Below are 15,306 nucleotides of genomic sequence, written 5' to 3'. Positions count from 1 at the left end.
TCCCGGGCGAGAGCGGGCAGGATCAGGGCCGCGCCGCACAGCACGCCGCCGACGGGGACCACGACGCGCGCGCCGAAGCGGTCGGTCAGGGGGCCGGCCACCTGCATCCCGGCGAAGGCTCCGAGCCCGAGCAGGACCAGCAGGCCGCCCAGCGTCGCGTGGCTGACGCCCACGCGCTCCTCGGCGGCGGGGATGTGCACCACCCAGGCGCCCATCAGGGTGCCGCACAGCACGAAGTAGACATAGGTCGCCACGCGGGCGGCTCGAAGCGATCGTTCCATGCCATCCACCGTAACGAACATACTTAATGTTCGGAAGCCTTGATATTGAACACCTTGAATGTTCATTGTGTGGTGGTGTTCAATCCCGGTATGAGCAACGCAGACCGGCACGGGCTGATCGCGAAGGCCGTCAGGGATTCCGGCGCCGCCACGGTCCAAGAGCTCGCGGAACTGACCGGCGCCTCGGAGATGACCATCCGGCGCGACCTCGACACCCTGGCCTCCCAGGGCGTCCTCGAACGGGTCCGGGGCGGCGCGCGCACCCTGCTGCTCAGGGGGGAGGAACCCCCGTTCGCGCTGCGCACCAACGAGTCGGTCGACGCCAAACGCCGGATCGCCGCCGAGGTCTGCGCGCTCATCGCCGACGGGGAGAGCGTCCTGCTGGACAGCGGCACCACCTGCCTGGAGGTCGCCCGCCTGCTGCGCGAGCGGCCCGTCACCGTCGTGCCGCTGTCCCTACAGGCCATCCACCTGCTCGGTGAGACACCCGGCCAGGCCACCCTGGTGGTGCCCGGCGGACAGCCCCGCGCGGCCGAGGGAGCCCTCACCGGCCCCCTCACCCTCGCCTCCCTGGCGGCCCTGCGCTTCGACACCGCCGTCATCGGCTGCTGCGGACTGAGCGCGGCCGACGGACTGACCGCCTACGACCTCGACGACGCCGCGGTGAAAAGGGCGGGCATCGCCTCGGCGCGCCGCGTCGTCCTCGCGACGGACGGCAGCAAACTCGGCCACACCGCCTTCGCCCACGTCGGCCCCTCCGCACTCCTGCACACCCTCGTCACCGACACCACCGCGCCCCCCGACGAGGTGGCCGCGTTCGAAAGCGCCGGCACCGTCGTCAAAACCGTCTGACCACTGACCGTCTGACCGTTTGACCACCGGCCGTTGGCCACCGGAGAACGGCCCTCTGTGGAGCGGGGGCTGCTCATTCGTCATCCGGCCCGGGACGCCTCGCCGTCAGGCGTCGTCCCCGGGCAGTGCCGAGAGGAACGCGTCGATCGCCCGGCGGACGTAGCGCGAGACGTCGGTCAGGAGGGCGACGGTTTCCCCGAGTTCGCGAGCCGGCTCAGGAGCGGTGGCCCAGACCTCCGGCTTCCTGGTGACGACCGCGTACAGCAGGTCGTCGTCGAGCCGGCCGCCCTCGCCCTGCCGCGGCGCGGTGTCCCGCAGGATCTCCACGGCCAGGGGCAGGAGCCAGGGCAGCCCCACGTCCTGCCCGATCAGCCGGGCCAGTTCGTGCGGCTCCAGGGTCGCGACCGGTCGGCGCCGCAGCTCGTACACGTTCCGGACCATGGGGGTCGAGTCCGCGGGGGGAGCCGGCCAGCGAAGGCCTTCCAGTTCCTCGAGGGAGCCACCGCGGTCGAAGTCTCCGGGCATCGTCGAATCCTTCCGTGCTCCGGCGCCGCGGCGCGGAGCCGTTGATCGAGGCACGCGCGCCGGGCGTGGCGGCGTCCAGGGCCAGGACCTGGTGGCTGTCGGACAGCGCCGCGTCCAGGGTCTCGCCGTCGGCGGCGAGGACCAGGTCGACGACTGTCCCGAGTCCGCCCACGGAGCCGACGAGGGCACCGGAGTGGCCGGCGGTCACGATCCTCCCGTTCCACCGGTCGCCGACGAAGACCCGCCGCAGGGTGGCGTCGACGGCCGTCCCGCCGGGTGTGCTGACGACCGCGGCCCCGACCGCGGTGGCGGGCACGGCCGGGACGGGGATCAGGGCCGCCGGGCCGAGAGGGGGGCGGGCCGTAGCCCTTGGACGCACGCTTCGGTTCCGGAACGTCACAGCACCGGTCCGCGGGATCCGCCGTTCACCGCCGCGTGAGGCTCTCCGTGCGGCGGCAGCGGCAGCGTCACGGTGAACAGCGTCGAGCCCGGCCGGCTCTCGAGGGTGATCGTGCCGCCGTGGGCGTGGACCAGGGAGCGGGCGACCGACAGGCCCAGGCCGCTGCCGCCCCGGTCGCGGGTGCGGGCCTTGTCCACGCGGTAGAAACGGTCGAAGACCTTTTCGCGGTCGGCGGGCGGGACGCCGGGCCCGGCGTCCTCGATCCGTACCACGGCGGTGTCCCGCTGCCGTGCGACCTCCACCGACACCGCTGTGCCGGCCGGTGTGTGCACGGCCGCGTTGGTGAGCAGGTTGTCCAGGACCTGCCGGATGCGGTGCGGGTCCATCCGCAGCACGAGGGCGTCCGGCCGCGAGGCGGTGGTGAGGGGGCGGTCCGGGTGGCCGGCCCGGAAGGCGGCGGCCGCTTCCCCGGCCAGCGCCACGAGATCGGCCTCCCGCAGCCTGAGCGGCGCGTCCACCTCGGCCGCGTCCAGGCGGGCGAGCAGCAGCAGGTCGTCCAGGAGCACCCCCATCCGGGCGGCCTCGGCGCGCAGCCGTGTCAGGTGCTTGTCGCGCTCCTCGGGGGCGTTGGCGGCGGCGTACTGGAAGAGGTCCGCATAGCCCCGTACGGACATCAGCGGGGTGCGCAGTTCGTGCGAGGCGTCGGCGACGAAGCGCCGCAGGCGCTGCTCGGCCTCCGCGCGGACCGCGAGCGAGGCGTCGATGTGCTCCAGCATCGTGTTGAAGGCCGTGCGCAGTTCCTCGACCTCCGGGCCCCCGCCACGCCTGTCGGCGCGGACCGGCAGCCGGGCCGCCGATTCGGTCAGGTCGTGCGAGGCGATGCCGTGCGCGGTGCGCGCCATGTCGCTGAGCGGGTTCAGACCCCGGCGCAGCATCCGCCGGCCGAACTCCACGAGCGCCGCGAGCGCGACGGCGAAGGCGACGACCTGGAACCCGATCAGCCGCCGCATCGTGTGGTCGATGTCGTCCGTCGGCGCCGCGCTGACCAGGACCACACCGGGCTTCACCGCGCACGCGCGCAGCCGGTACTCGCCCCTCCCCGTGAGGCGCGCGGTGCGCAGCACCTCCGTGCCGTCGGACACCTGCTTCGCGGCCAGGGCGGTGAGCGGCGCGATGTCCTGGGGCAGGTCGTCGGCCTCCTCGGGCGAGCGCAGCTCGGGGGCGCGGCCCGAGACGTCGTAGACGGCGTAGTACCAGCGGTAGTACTTCTTGCCCTCGAGCGTGCCCGTGTCGGCGATGCTCCTGGACTGCGCGACCTGGGCGAGCCCGAGCTGGTCGTCGAGCTGGTTCGTCAGATAGTCCCGCATGTACGTGGTCAGGGCCGCGCCGACGACGGCGAACACCACCAGGGACAGCGCCCCGAGGCCCAGCGCGAGGCGGGTGCCGAGCCGCAGCCGCCGCAGCGCCCGGCGCAGCTCGCCGGTCACACGCCTCACCCGCCCGCCTGCCGGATGACGTAGCCGAAGCCCCGCACCGTCTGGATCAGCGGCGCGCCCGTGTCACCCGCGTCGTCGAGTTTGCGGCGCAGCCGGCTGACGACCAGTTCCACGACGTTCGAACGGCCCCCGAAGCCGTACTCCCACACATGGTCGAGGATCTGCGCCTTGGTCATCACGGTCGGCGACTTGCGCAGCAGGAAACGCAGCACCTCGTACTCGGTGGGGGTGAGCGTGAGCAGCTTCTCGCCGTGGCGGACCTCGTGGGTGTCCTCGTCCATCGACAGGTCGCCCACCCGCAGCACGGAGCGCTGGAAGTTCGGTCCCGCGCTGCGCCGCAGCACGGTGCGCAGGCGCGCCATCAACTCCTCGACCGCGAACGGCTTGACCAGGTAGTCGTCACCGCCCCGGGTCAGCCCCGCCACCCGGTCGGCGACGCCGTCCCGCGCGGTCAGGAAGACGACGGGCACCATCGTGCCCGAGCGGCGCAGCCGGTCCAGGACGCCGAAGCCGTCCACACCCGGCAGCATCAGGTCGAGCACCACGATGTCCGGGTGGAACTCGCCGGCCAGACGGAGCGCCTCCTCACCGGTGTTCGCGGTGACGGCGTCCCAGCCCTCGTAGCGGGCGACGGTCGCGACGAGGTCGGCTATCGGCGGGTCGTCGTCGACGACCAGGAGGCGCACTTTTTCCACCCGCCCATACTGCGTCACGAGGCATGCCGGGCCCTGTGCCCGGGCTCACACAGCGGGTCCATTGATAAGGACTTGTCAGCAGTCCGACAGGTTCTCGACAGCCACCGCCGACGAGGCTCGGAGTTCCCCGACCCGACCCGACCCGACCCGACCCGACCCGACCCGACCGGACCGACCCGACCGGACCGGACCGGACCGACCCAGGAGCTGCCGTCCCGTGACGACCGTCCCATCGCCCCCCGCGCGCCCCACGGCCGTACGCCCCAGGGTGGTGGCCCGCACGGGCCTCTGCGCGGTGCTCGCCGTCAACGCGGCCGTGGTCGCCTTCTTCTTCGTCCGGGCGGGGTTCGCCGCCAACGCCCTGATCGTCCTCGGCCGCCTCACCGGGCTGTACGGCGCGCTGGTCATGGCCTTCCAGCTCGTCCTCGTGGCCCGGCTGCCCTGGCTCGACCGCCGGATCGGCATGGACCGGCTGACGAGCCGGCACCGCTGGACCGGCTTCGCCCTGCTGTGGACGCTGCTCGCGCACGTCGTCCTCATCACCTTCGGGTACGCCGACGGCGCCGGGGTCGGCCCCGTCACCGAGCTCGTCGACCTCGCCGAGACGACCGAGGGCGTCCTGCGCGCGGTCGTCGCGTTCGGGCTCGTCCTCGTCGTCGGCGCGGTCTCCGCCCGCTGTGCCCGGCGCCGACTCGCCTACGAGACCTGGCACTTCATCCACCTCTACGCCTACGTGGCCGTGGTGCTCGCCTTCACCCACCAGGTCGCCGTCGGGACGACCTTCACCTCGTCGCCCGCCGCGACGGCGTACTGGTACGGGGTGTGGGCCGTGGCGCTCGGCTCGGTCCTCCTCGGTTGTGTCGCCCTGCCCCTGTGGCGCAACCGGCGCCACCGGTTCCGGGTCTCGGCGGTCGTCCCCGAGTCCGACACCGTCGTCTCGATCCACATCACCGGCCGCGACCTCGACGAACTGCCCGCGCGGGCCGGTCAGTTCTTCCTGTGGCGGTTCCTGACCAAGGACCGCTGGTGGCAGGCCAACCCCTTCTCCCTGTCCGCCGCCCCCGACGGCCGCGGCCTGCGCCTGACCGTCAAGGCGGTCGGCGAGGGCAGCGCGGCCCTGCGTCACCTGAAGGTCGGCACGCGGGTGTTCGCCGAGGGGCCCTACGGCGCCTTCACCACCCTGCACCGCACGCGCACCGAGTCGCTGCTCATCGCGGGCGGCGTGGGCGTCACCCCGATCCGCGCGCTCCTCGAGGACCTCGACGGGCACGCGGTCGTCGTCTACCGAGTGGCCTCCGAGCGCGACGCCGTCCTCCACGACGAGCTGCGCGACCTCGCGCTCGCCAAGGGTGCGGACCTGCATCTGGTGACCGGCGGGCCCGTCCCGGACAAGCTCGCGCCGCTCGAGCTGAAGCGGATGGTGCCGGACATCGCCGACCGGGACGTCTTCCTGTGCGGGCCGCCGCCGATGATGAACGCCGTGCTCGGCACGCTGGACGAACTCGGCGTGCCCGAGCGGCAGATCCACTTCGAGCGCTTCGGCCTGGCCGGCTGAGACAGACGAGGAAGACATCGTGAAGCGAGCCGTACCCGTCGTCGCCCTCAGCATCGTGGGGCTGATCGCCGTCTGGCGCCACGAACCGTCCCAGGGCTCCACGGAAACCACCGCCGGGCCGGATCCGGCCCCCTCCGCATCCGCATCCGCATCCACATCCGCCTCTGCCGGTTCCACGGGCTCCTCCTCCGCCACGGTGGTCAAGGGGTCGACCGTCACGACGGACAAGGGTCCGGTGCAGGTCCAAGTGGCCTTCGAGGGCGGCAGGATCACCGCCGTGACGATGCTGCGGCAGCCGAACCATCCGCAGACGCGGGCGGCGGTGCCGCGACTGGTCGCGCAGACGCTGAAGGTGCAGAGCGCGGACGTCGACACGGTCACCGGCGCCACGATCACCAGCGACGCCTACAAGGAGTCCCTTCAGGCCGCGATCGACGCGAGGGGCGCCTGACACGCGGCGCGTCGAGCACGTCATGGGGTTCCCCGTCTCGCTGCGGATCGACGACGAGGACGTACCGGAGCGGGCCGCGGACGCGGTCTTCGCCTGGCTGCGCGAGGTCGACGAGCGGTTCAGCCCCTTCAGGCCCGGCAGCGGGGTGTCGCGCCACGGCCGCGGTGAGCCGGCACGGCACGAGCTGAGCGAGGACCTCGTGGAGGTGCTCGACCCGTGCGAGCACTACCGCCTCGCCACCGGCGGCGCGTTCGACGTACGGCTGCCGGGGCGCGGCCTCGACCCGTGCGCGGTGGTCAAGGGCTGGTCGGTGCAGCGGGGAGCGCGGCCGCTGCGGGCGGCCGGCGCACGGCGGTTCTGCCTCGACGCGGGGGGCGACGCGGTCGTCTCCGGCGGGCCTGGCGGGTGGGGGTGCGCCGCCCCGAACACGCCGACAAGCTGTGCGCCACCCTGGAGTCGACCGACGGTGCGGTCGCCACTTCCGCCCGCTACGAGCGCGGCGACCACATCGTCGACGGCCGCACCGGGCGCCCGGCGACGGGACTGCTCGGCATGACGGTCGTGGCCGCCACCCTGACCGAGGCGGACGCGGTCGCCACCGCGGCCTTCGCCATGGGAGCCGAGGGCGTCGAGTGGGCCGCGTCCCCGGCGGGCGTCATCGGTGACCCATCGCGGCCATGGGCACTTGCTGCCGCGGGCGAACGCTGACACGGCGTCCGGCTTCGACAAGACTCGCCTGAGCGATCGATCCCGAGCACGACGAATGCGGGATGACGAGAGGGAGCGGCATGCGTCGAACGAAATTCCGGTCAGGAACAGCCGGGCCCGCCGCCATCGCCGTGGCGGCGATGACGAGTGTGCAGCTGGGTGCGGCCGTTTCCACCTGGATGTTCGAGGAGACGGGGCCACTCGGAACCGCCTTCCTCAGGCTGGCGTGGGCCGCGCTGATGCTTCTCCTGTGGGCCAGGCCCAGCCTGCGCGGCCGCTCCCGCTCCGACCTGCTGGTCGTGGGTGCGCTCGGTGTGATGAGCGCGGCCATGACCATCTGCTACTTCCTGGCGATCGACCGAATTCCTCTGGGCGTCGCCAGCGCCCTCGAATTCCTGGGACCGCTCGTCGTCGCGATCGTGGGGTTGCGCGGCAGGCGCGTCGACCTGGTGTGGCCGGCACTGGCCGCGATCGGGGTCACGGCCCTGACGCGCCCCTGGGAGGGGGACGCGGAACTCCTGGGTCTCTTCTTCGGGTTCCTCGCCGGCGCCTGCCTGGGGGGATACGTCGTCTTCACCCAGAAGGTCGGCGACCGGTTCCCCGGCGTCGAGGGACTCGCCATCTCGATTTCCGTGGCAGCGCTCTGCGCGGCGCCCTTCGGCCTTCCGCAGGCGTCAGGGCATCTGCTCGACTGGCGGATCCTGTCCGGTTCGGCGGCGGCGGCCCTGCTGCTGCCCGTGCTGCCGTACGTCCTGGAACTCGTGGCCCTGCGCCGTCTTTCCACCGGCGCGTTCGGCACGCTCATGAGCTTCGAGCCGGGCATCGCGGCCATGATCGGCCTTCTGCTGCTCTCGCAGTCCGGTGACGCCGTCCAGTACGCCGGGATCGCCTGCGTCATGGCGGCGAGCCTGGGCGCCGTGCGCCGGGGAAGCCGGAGCCCGCGGCAGGAGGAGGCGCCCGCGCCCGAGGAGACCGCCGAACGCCCGGCGGTCGGCGCGGAAGTGCCGTGAGCCCCGCATTCACATAAGCCGACATCTTATGAAGAAATGGAGTCACCATGTCCCGTGACCGTCTCGAGAAGCTTGCCGAAGAACACATGGAGAAGCTCTTCACGAAGGTCCCGAAAGCGCGGGAGTTCCACGCGGGGGAGTGGACCGATCAGGACTACTACCGCAGGCACCTGGTCGAGACCGTGCTGCGCATCCGCCTGAACAACGAGGTCGACGCCTACGGTCTCTACAAGGTCGGCTACAAGGACCACCGGCTCGCGGCCACTCTGGCCCGCTACCTCTCGGAGGAGAACAACCACGAGGGCATGTTCCTGCGGGACCTGAAGAAGTTCGGGTTGTCCAAGGAGGACGTCGACGCCACGCGGCCGTTCGCCTCGACCGAGTACCTGATCGGCTACCTGTACTTCTCCATCAACCAGGACGGGCCGCTGCCCACCGCGGTCTGGAACTGGTTCGTCGAGTGGTACTCGGACAAGTACAACCCGACCATCACGAAGAACGCCGCCGAGGTGTTCGGCCTCGACATGGTCAAGGGCTCACAGGCCCACATCGACTACGACGAGGCCCATGACCACGACGAGTTGATGTGGTCCACCGTGGAGCGTGCCGTCGCCGGCTGGGGCGAGTTCTCCGACGCCGAGCGCCATCTCGTCAACTTCGTCGACCTGATCGCCCTGTACTTCACCGAGCTCCACGAATCGACGGTGGCCGCTCAGGCCCTGTGAGACGACGTCCCAGGCGCTGCCTGCCGGACATCACTTGGTGACGGTTCATTTCCGGGCCGGTCCTTCGGGTCCTGTCGGGCTCCCGGCCCGATTCGACGGACCGGCCCTCGTCCGAGGAGGAACATGCGCGCCCCGACCGCCCTGATAGTCGAGCCGGAATCGTCCGGCACCGAGCTCATACCCTCCGCGATCGGGCTCGGTCTCAGCGTCCGGGTGGTCGACCGCAGGCCCCTCCACCTCCTCCCGGCGCCCGTGCGGAAGGCGGTCGAGGCGGGGACCGCCGTGCACGACCGGGTGGACACCCGGTCGGCCGACGCGGTGGCGGACCTGGCCGCCGCGCTGGCCGGGCGGGAGACCGTGGCCGCGGTCGTGCCCGGTTTCGAGTACGCGGTTCCGGTCGTCGCCGCGGCGGCGGCCCGTCTGGGGCTGCCCGGTATCGATCCGACGACCGCCGAAGTGCTGCGCGACAAGCGGAAGATGAAGCACGCCCTGGCGGCGGCGGGAGTTCCCGTGGCACGTGGCGTGCCGATCTCCGCACACCATGGAGGGGAGGCCGCCTGCCGACGGGCGGCCGACCTCGTCGGATTCCCGGCGGTGCTCAAGCCGGTGAACGGTTCGGGCAGCCTCGGTGTCCGCCGCGTCGACGACCACACGGAGCTCCTCGACCACGTCCAGGGCTCCCGCCTCGCCCCCATGGACGACATGGGGCTCTGGCTGGGGGAGTCCCTCCTGCTCGAATCGTACGTGCGAGGGCCCGAGTTCAGCGTCGAAGGCTACGCGTGCGACGGCGTCCCCCACGTCGTGGCCGTCACGCAGAAGCAGCTGGGGCCCGAACCGCATTTCGTCGAGACCGGGCACGTCGTCGATCCCGGTCTCGCGCGCCGGGTGCGGACCGAGCTCGAGGACGTGGCCGTGGCGGCCGTCCGCGCGCTCGGGATGGACGTCGGCGCCTTCCACCTCGAAGCCCGGCTCACGTCCGAAGGCCCGGTGGTCATCGAGGTGGCGGCGCGCCTGGGCGGTGATCACATCCAGCGGCTCGTGGCGCTGGCCCACGGGGTCGACCTGCCGGCCGCGATGCTCCGGGTGCTGAGCGGTCGCCCGGTGCCGCCGCCGGCCGCCGGGGAGTCCGGGCGTGTCGCCGGTGTCCGCTTCTTCACCGTCCCGGATCCGGCGACCCTGGGCGAACCCCGTCGGCTCGAAGAGCTGACCGGCGCGCTCGACGGCTGCCTGGAGGCGAAGGTGACCGTCGGAAGCGACGCGCTGCTCGTCCCCGCCACCGACTTCCGGGGCCGGTTCGGGCACGCCGTTTTCGCGGCCCCCGACCGGCAGAGCCTGGACAGGGCGTTCGCCGAGGTGGACGAACTCATCACAACCGCAGTGAAGGTGGAGCGACCCCTGTGCATATCTTGATCATCAACCGGTACAGCGACGACTTCGCGGACTACGGCAAGTACCTCGACCATCTTCGCCACACGGTGAGTTACGTGACCGTGGCCGGACACGTGCCGATGATTCCGGAGGGCGCGGGACACGTCGAGACCGTCGCCGACGTCTCCGACGCCGACTCCGTACTGGTGGCGGCCGGCCTGTGCCACCGGGCCGCCGGCCGCTTCGACGCGGTTCTCGCCCTGTCGGAGTTCGACCTGCTGACCGCCGCCCAGGTCCGCGAGAAGTTCGGCTGTGCCGGCATGGACACCGCGGCGACCCTGCTGTTCCGGGACAAGGCGCGGATGAAGGCGGCCCTGGCCGAGTCCGGTGTCAGATCGCCGCGCTTCGCCACGGTGGAATCCGTTCCGGAGGTCACCGCGTTCGCCGCCGCCCTGTCGGGGCCCGTGGTGGTCAAACCCCGCTCGGGAGCCGCCTCGGCGGGCTGCGTCGTCCTCGCCGAGGACGACGACGCGACCGAGGTGCTGGGCGGCCTGGACCTCACCGACCACGAGGTCGAGGAGTACGTCGAGGGGCCGATCTGGCACGTCGACGGGCTCCGGTACGAGGGCGAGGACGTCTTCACCCTTCCCTCCCGTTACCTGAACACCTGCCTGGGTTTCACCCAGGGACAGTGGTTGGGGTCCGTGGTGCAGGACGGACCCGCCGCCGAGCGGGCGAAGGCGCTCGCGGCGGAGGCCCTCGACGCGCTGCGGCTCACCGACGGCCCGTACCACCTGGAACTCATCGAGCACCGGGACGGGTTCGTCTTCCTCGAGGTGGGTGCCAGGGTGGGCGGTGGCGAGATCCCCTTCACCGTCCGTGACGTGTACGGGGTGGACCTCTTCGCCGAATGGGTCCGCATCGCCCTCGGCGAGCGTCCCTCCGCCGTCCCGGCCGCCCCGGGCGTCTACGCGGGCTTCCTGATGTTCCCGGAGCCCGTCGGCCACCGGCTGGTCGCGCGTTCGTCCATGACCGACGGCATTCCCCACCTGTACGCCGAGCAACTCCCCGACCCCGGCCGGGCCTTCACCGGGGACGGCGGCTACGAGGAGATCCTCGGCCGCTTCCGCTACCGGGGCCCCTCGCCCCGAGCCGTCGAACAGGCCGTCACGCGCACCGCCGCCGAGTACGCCTACGAGCTGGAAGCCCTGTGAGTCCGTCCTCCGGGGGCGTCGGACCGGCGGCCGGTCATCCGCCGGCCGTACCGACGGCGCCGGGGGGCACGGGGGTGCTTCCGGGGCGCTCGGCGGGATAGGGCCGGTCCGGGCTCCCCCCGGGCGGACAGCGGCGGGGGCGGACGGCCTCGACCGGGCCGTCGGCCGGCCGCGCGGACACGCCGTGGACGCGGTCCTCCATGACGACCGTGGCGCAGGGCCCGGTCGGCGCGGCGGCGCCACTACGGCGGAGCGGGGAAGGAGATCCCCGGCCGTGGTTCGCGCTTCGCGGATCGCGAGGTGCGAACCGCGAGGTGCGGATCACCGGCCCGGAGGCCGAGCGTCCTGCCGCGGGAGCCGACGCGAAGCGCGGTGCGCGTCCTGGTGCGCTCGTTCCGCCCCCGCGCCGTTCCGCCCCCGCGCCGTTCCGCCCCCGCGCCGTTCCGGCCGGCGCCGTTCCGGCCGGCGCCGTTCCGGTCCCCACGTCGTTCCGGGCCGTGGTCCCGGCCTCGGTCGTCGGAGCCGTCGTCGAAGTCGATCGGGCGTCCCCGTGTCCGGAACCGGCCACGGAGCATCACGGTGCAATGCCGTGGCCGGATGCGGACGAATCCTCTTCCGGCCGCCACAAAGTCATTCATCCCAGGCCCTTCCGGCCACAGAATGTGCACACGGCAGCGGATGGAACCCGGAGATCTTTCGCCCGCGACACGGAAATGCGATCCGGTTGACAGTGAATAGCGCGCACAGTGACGCACTTCGTTTTCACGCCTGCCTTCTTTCGGAGAACGGTTCGCCGCCCGTCATTCATCCGCGCGAGCTGGACGAGACCGTCCAGCTGTTCCTGATCGACGAGTTGGAACGGTGGTCCGACGGGCTGCTGCACCAGTTGCTCGACGTCGTCGGCGTCCGGTCGCCGGGTCCGCGCCCGGACGCCGGGCTTCCGGCCGGGGCGGCGGTCCGGCTGCTGGCCACGGCCCCGTACGAGGTGCGCGAGTGGCTCTCGCCCCACTCCTTCGCGCCCGACCGGGCGGCGGCCGTGTTCGTGCGCACGGTGGTCGAGGCGCGGCGCGACCTGCGGCGGATCACCTCCGCGCGCCTGCTGGCGCACTCGGCCCGGAGGACCCAGCTCCTCGCCCACCTGGAACTCCTGGCCACGCTCGCCGTGGTGATCCGACCGGTCATGCCGGGCTGGTCCGGCCTGGTCGCCGAGCACCTCGGCATGCCGCGCGACGCCCACTGGCCGCCGACCGCCGCCGGCCACCGGCTCTTCGTCCCGGACGCCCCGCTGCGGACCGGCCTTCTCGCGTACTTCGTCGTTCCCGTCTCCCCTCCCTCCGGCTGAGACATTCCGAAATCCGGAATCCGGAACCCGTTCTTCCCCGGGGTGTCCTAAGAGGGCCAATGACATTTGCGGACGCCTCGATCCCTTTCGCCGTCAGGCCGGGGTCGGCAAAGATCTCTTCTGGCGGCAGGAACGGTTCGTCGATGCCCGTGAATTCCGCCGATCCAGTTGTTCCCACTCATCAAGAGCCATCAAGAAAAGGAACTTCCATGCGCTTCATCCGTCGGGCCGCCCTTTCGCTGACGACCGCTCTCGCCGTCGTGACCCTGGGCGCCGGTGTCGGCGCCGCCGACGCGGCCGCCGCGGGCACCACGGCGACCGTTTCCCCGGACGTCACCGAGTGGTGAGACGGGCTCTGCCCGACCGGATCCGAAGCACACCGGCATGCCGACCGACGCGGTCGGCATGCCGGTTCTGCGTGGGCGCCCCGCACGGCGCCGTGCGCGCAGCAACCTCGAACCGATCGAAGGATGACCATGTCCACCCAATGGGCCGTGCACAAGGGCCGTTACAAGCCGTACCGCTTCGACAAGGAGATCCAGGAGCACATACGTGAGTTGAACCGTCTCGACAACTGGCACGGGATCATGGCCTTCGCGTCCGACGCCTTCTGGATCACGGCCGCGATCTGGCTCAGCCTCGGTGTCTCGTACTGGTTCTACCCCGTCACCCTGATCGTGGTGGGCTCGCGGATGCGTGCGCTGGCCACCCTGCTGCACGAGAGCGCGCACGGCACCCTCGCCCGCAACCGCGTGCTGAACCTCGTGCTCGGCACGGCGCTCTCCGCGTACCCGATCTTCCAGACGCACTACGCCTACAAGAAGACCCATGTGGCGACCCACCACCCGAAGCTGGGCCGCCCCGACGTCGATCCGGACCTCGTCTTCTTCATCGAACAGGGCGTCTACGAGGAAGGGCTGAGCGAGCGACAGCGCTGGATGAAGCTCGTGGTGCTGCCGGCGCTCGGTGCCCGCACCCTGGCCGTCGTGAAGTACCTGCTGATGAACCGGCTGGGCGGGGCCAAGGACACGGACGAGGCGGAGGTCCGCCCCGACCACCGGGTCAAGGCCCGCCGGGACAGGATCGCCTTCGTCGTCTTCTGGGCGGCGGCGCTCGGGCTGCTCGGCCTGAACGGACTCCTGGGCGCCTTCGCGCTGTTCTGGATCGTGCCCTTCCTCACCACGTTCCAGATCATCAGCTGGTACATCGAGCTGGCGGAGCACACGCCGCTGGTCCGTGACCACGATGTGAACCTCTACATGACGCGCAACCGCAAGAGCCGCGGCCTGGAGCGGTTCCTGACCGCGATGCACCGGGAGAACTTCCACCTGGACCACCATCTGGACGTGCGCACCCCGTACTGGAACATGCGCAAGGTGCACGAGCTGCGTCTGCGGGACGCGGAGTACGCGAGCTGGGACGCCCGGGCGGGCGGTCTGTTCACCAAGGGTCCGCAGGGCCAGGACTCCGCCATCCGGCAGGTCGTCCGTGGCCTGGGCGAGCGCGGGCACCGTCCGGTGACCGGTTCCGCGGCGCCGGCCCCGGCGCTCGAACCGGTGGTCTAGAACCCGGCCGCAGGGATGCGCGCGGTCCGGGCAGGCGAGGCGCCTGTCCGGACCATTGCGTGAGACAGGTCTTGCATGGGTATGTGAAAGTTGACATAGAGTCATCCCGACATCACTGATGATCTTGGGGGTCTCGTGCTGGGGTTGGACGGTCTGGAGGAATCTGTCTACCGGCAGATCCTCAGAACTTCGGGGCAGCGCGTCCACGAACTGACCGCCGCGCTGGACGCAGAGGAGTCCACGGTCCGCGAGGCGATCGGGCGGCTCGCGGACATGGCCCTGATCCGCCGCTCCTGGCAGGACGAGGACCTGGTCCTGCCCATCAGTCCCGAGGTCGCGGTGGGGGCGCTCCTGGCCGACCAGGAAGAACGGCTGCTGCGCGAGCGCCAGGAACTGGAGCGGCGGCGGGCCACCCTGGCCCAGCTGGTGTCCGAGTACACCACGGTCGGTTTCGTGCCCGGGGACAACGGCGTGCAGCGCCTGGAGGGCATCGACGCGGTGCGCACCAGGATCGAGGAGCTCGTCTGCCGCAGCACGGAGGAGATCGTCTCGTTCAACCCGGGCACGTACGAGGCGCAGGCCCTGGAGGCCGGCCGTTCCACCGACCGGTCCGCCCTGGAGCGCGGGGTCGTGCTGCGCGGCCTGTACCTGGAGAGCGTCCGCAACCACCCGCCGACGCGGGAGCACGCGCGCTGGCTCACCGAGAGCGGCGCCGAGGTGCGGACCAACCCCGTGCTTCCCCTGCCCCTGCTCATCTTCGACCGGGAGACCGCGCTGATCCCGGTGAACCCCGCCGACCGCGGTGTGGGCGCCCTGGTGGTCACCGGCAGCGGCATGCTCTGCGCCCTGCTCGCCCTCTTCGAGAGGTACTGGGAGGAGGCCACCCCGTTCGGCGAGGACCGTCCGGAATCGCCCGACGGCGAACTGACCGCGGGTGACCGGGAGGTGCTGCGACTGCTGGCCAAGGGACTGACCGACGAGGCGGTCGGACGGCAGCTGGGGGTGTCGCAGCGCACCGTCCGGCGCCGGATCTCCGACCTCACCGACCAGCTCGGCGCGGGCAGCCGCTTCCAGATGGGGGTGCTGGCGAGCCGGCGCGGCTGGCTCTGAAGCCCCCGC

Annotated in this window: 14 protein-coding genes and 2 pseudogenes; 12 read left to right on the top strand and 4 right to left on the bottom strand. The window is 71.6% G+C overall.

Going from position 1 to position 15,306, the window contains the following annotated elements; genetic code table 11:
- Window positions 1-281: pseudogene (locus tag CW362_RS30305) on the bottom strand (MFS transporter); the annotation flags it as partial.
- 90 nt (window positions 282-371) lie between these two features.
- Between CW362_RS30305 and CW362_RS30300 the strand changes: the two are divergent.
- Window positions 372-1,133: a DeoR/GlpR family DNA-binding transcription regulator gene (locus CW362_RS30300; RefSeq protein ID WP_103552805.1), complete on the top strand. Its 762-nt coding sequence runs from the start codon at window positions 372-374 to the stop codon at window positions 1,131-1,133.
- A 105-nt stretch (window positions 1,134-1,238) separates the two neighbouring features.
- On the opposite strand, the gene CW362_RS30295 is transcribed toward CW362_RS30300, so the two are convergent.
- The 3 genes from CW362_RS30295 to CW362_RS30280 all read right to left on the bottom strand — a co-directional run bounded on the left by CW362_RS30295 (window position 1,239) and on the right by CW362_RS30280 (window position 4,249).
- Window positions 1,239-1,658, bottom strand: coding sequence for a contact-dependent growth inhibition system immunity protein (locus CW362_RS30295; protein ID WP_103552803.1), 420 nt, complete (start codon window positions 1,656-1,658; stop codon window positions 1,239-1,241).
- A 396-nt stretch (window positions 1,659-2,054) separates the two neighbouring features.
- On the bottom strand, window positions 2,055-3,545 hold the full coding sequence (locus CW362_RS30285; protein WP_103552801.1) for a sensor histidine kinase: 1,491 nt from the start codon (window positions 3,543-3,545) through the stop codon (window positions 2,055-2,057).
- A gap of 5 nt (window positions 3,546-3,550) precedes the next feature.
- Entirely contained in the window at window positions 3,551-4,249 is a 699-nt protein-coding gene (locus CW362_RS30280) for a response regulator transcription factor (RefSeq protein ID WP_103552800.1), read from the bottom strand.
- Between the two features lie 217 nt (window positions 4,250-4,466).
- Here CW362_RS30280 and CW362_RS30275 point away from each other — a divergent pair, with 217 nt between their 5' ends.
- The 11 genes and pseudogenes from CW362_RS30275 to CW362_RS30225 all read left to right on the top strand — a co-directional run bounded on the left by CW362_RS30275 (window position 4,467) and on the right by CW362_RS30225 (window position 15,297).
- Entirely contained in the window at window positions 4,467-5,804 is a 1,338-nt protein-coding gene (locus CW362_RS30275; protein ID WP_103552799.1) for a ferredoxin reductase family protein, read from the top strand.
- Window positions 5,805-5,823: 19 nt separating this feature from the next.
- Window positions 5,824-6,255 (top strand): FMN-binding protein, encoded by a 432-nt coding sequence (locus CW362_RS30270; protein WP_103552798.1) that lies wholly within the window; start codon window positions 5,824-5,826, stop codon window positions 6,253-6,255.
- A gap of 22 nt (window positions 6,256-6,277) precedes the next feature.
- Window positions 6,278-6,963, top strand: a pseudogene (locus tag CW362_RS45515) (FAD:protein FMN transferase).
- An 80-nt stretch (window positions 6,964-7,043) separates the two neighbouring features.
- Window positions 7,044-7,973 (top strand): EamA family transporter, encoded by a 930-nt coding sequence (locus CW362_RS30260; protein WP_103552797.1) that lies wholly within the window; start codon window positions 7,044-7,046, stop codon window positions 7,971-7,973.
- A gap of 47 nt (window positions 7,974-8,020) precedes the next feature.
- The gene (locus CW362_RS30255; RefSeq protein WP_103552796.1) at window positions 8,021-8,698 is read left to right on the top strand and encodes an iron-containing redox enzyme family protein; all 678 of its coding nucleotides are present in this window, start codon (window positions 8,021-8,023) and stop codon (window positions 8,696-8,698) included.
- 123 nt (window positions 8,699-8,821) lie between these two features.
- Complete coding sequence (locus CW362_RS30250; RefSeq protein ID WP_103552795.1) at window positions 8,822-10,108, top strand: ATP-grasp domain-containing protein; 1,287 nt, start codon at window positions 8,822-8,824, stop codon at window positions 10,106-10,108.
- A complete protein-coding gene (locus CW362_RS30245) occupies window positions 10,096-11,280 on the top strand; it encodes an ATP-grasp domain-containing protein (protein ID WP_162684270.1) in 1,185 nt (394 codons plus the stop codon). The genes CW362_RS30250 and CW362_RS30245 overlap by 13 nt, the downstream gene beginning before the upstream one ends.
- 724 nt (window positions 11,281-12,004) lie before the next feature.
- Window positions 12,005-12,622 (top strand): hypothetical protein, encoded by a 618-nt coding sequence (locus CW362_RS30235; protein WP_162684269.1) that lies wholly within the window; start codon window positions 12,005-12,007, stop codon window positions 12,620-12,622.
- A gap of 209 nt (window positions 12,623-12,831) precedes the next feature.
- Window positions 12,832-12,969, top strand: a complete 138-nt coding sequence (locus tag CW362_RS43495) for a hypothetical protein (protein ID WP_162684268.1) — start codon at window positions 12,832-12,834, stop codon at window positions 12,967-12,969.
- A gap of 129 nt (window positions 12,970-13,098) precedes the next feature.
- A complete protein-coding gene (locus tag CW362_RS30230; RefSeq protein ID WP_103552791.1) occupies window positions 13,099-14,187 on the top strand; it encodes a fatty acid desaturase family protein in 1,089 nt (362 codons plus the stop codon).
- 135 nt (window positions 14,188-14,322) lie between these two features.
- On the top strand, window positions 14,323-15,297 hold the full coding sequence (locus tag CW362_RS30225) for a helix-turn-helix transcriptional regulator (protein ID WP_103552790.1): 975 nt from the start codon (window positions 14,323-14,325) through the stop codon (window positions 15,295-15,297).
- The last annotated feature ends 9 nt before the right edge of the window (window positions 15,298-15,306 follow it).

Source organism: Streptomyces populi (assembly GCF_002911015.1).
Taxonomy (GTDB): Bacteria; Actinomycetota; Actinomycetes; order Streptomycetales; family Streptomycetaceae; genus Streptomyces; species Streptomyces populi.
Note: the sequence above shows the minus strand (reverse complement) of the source record. Positions and strands in the feature narration are given on the sequence as shown.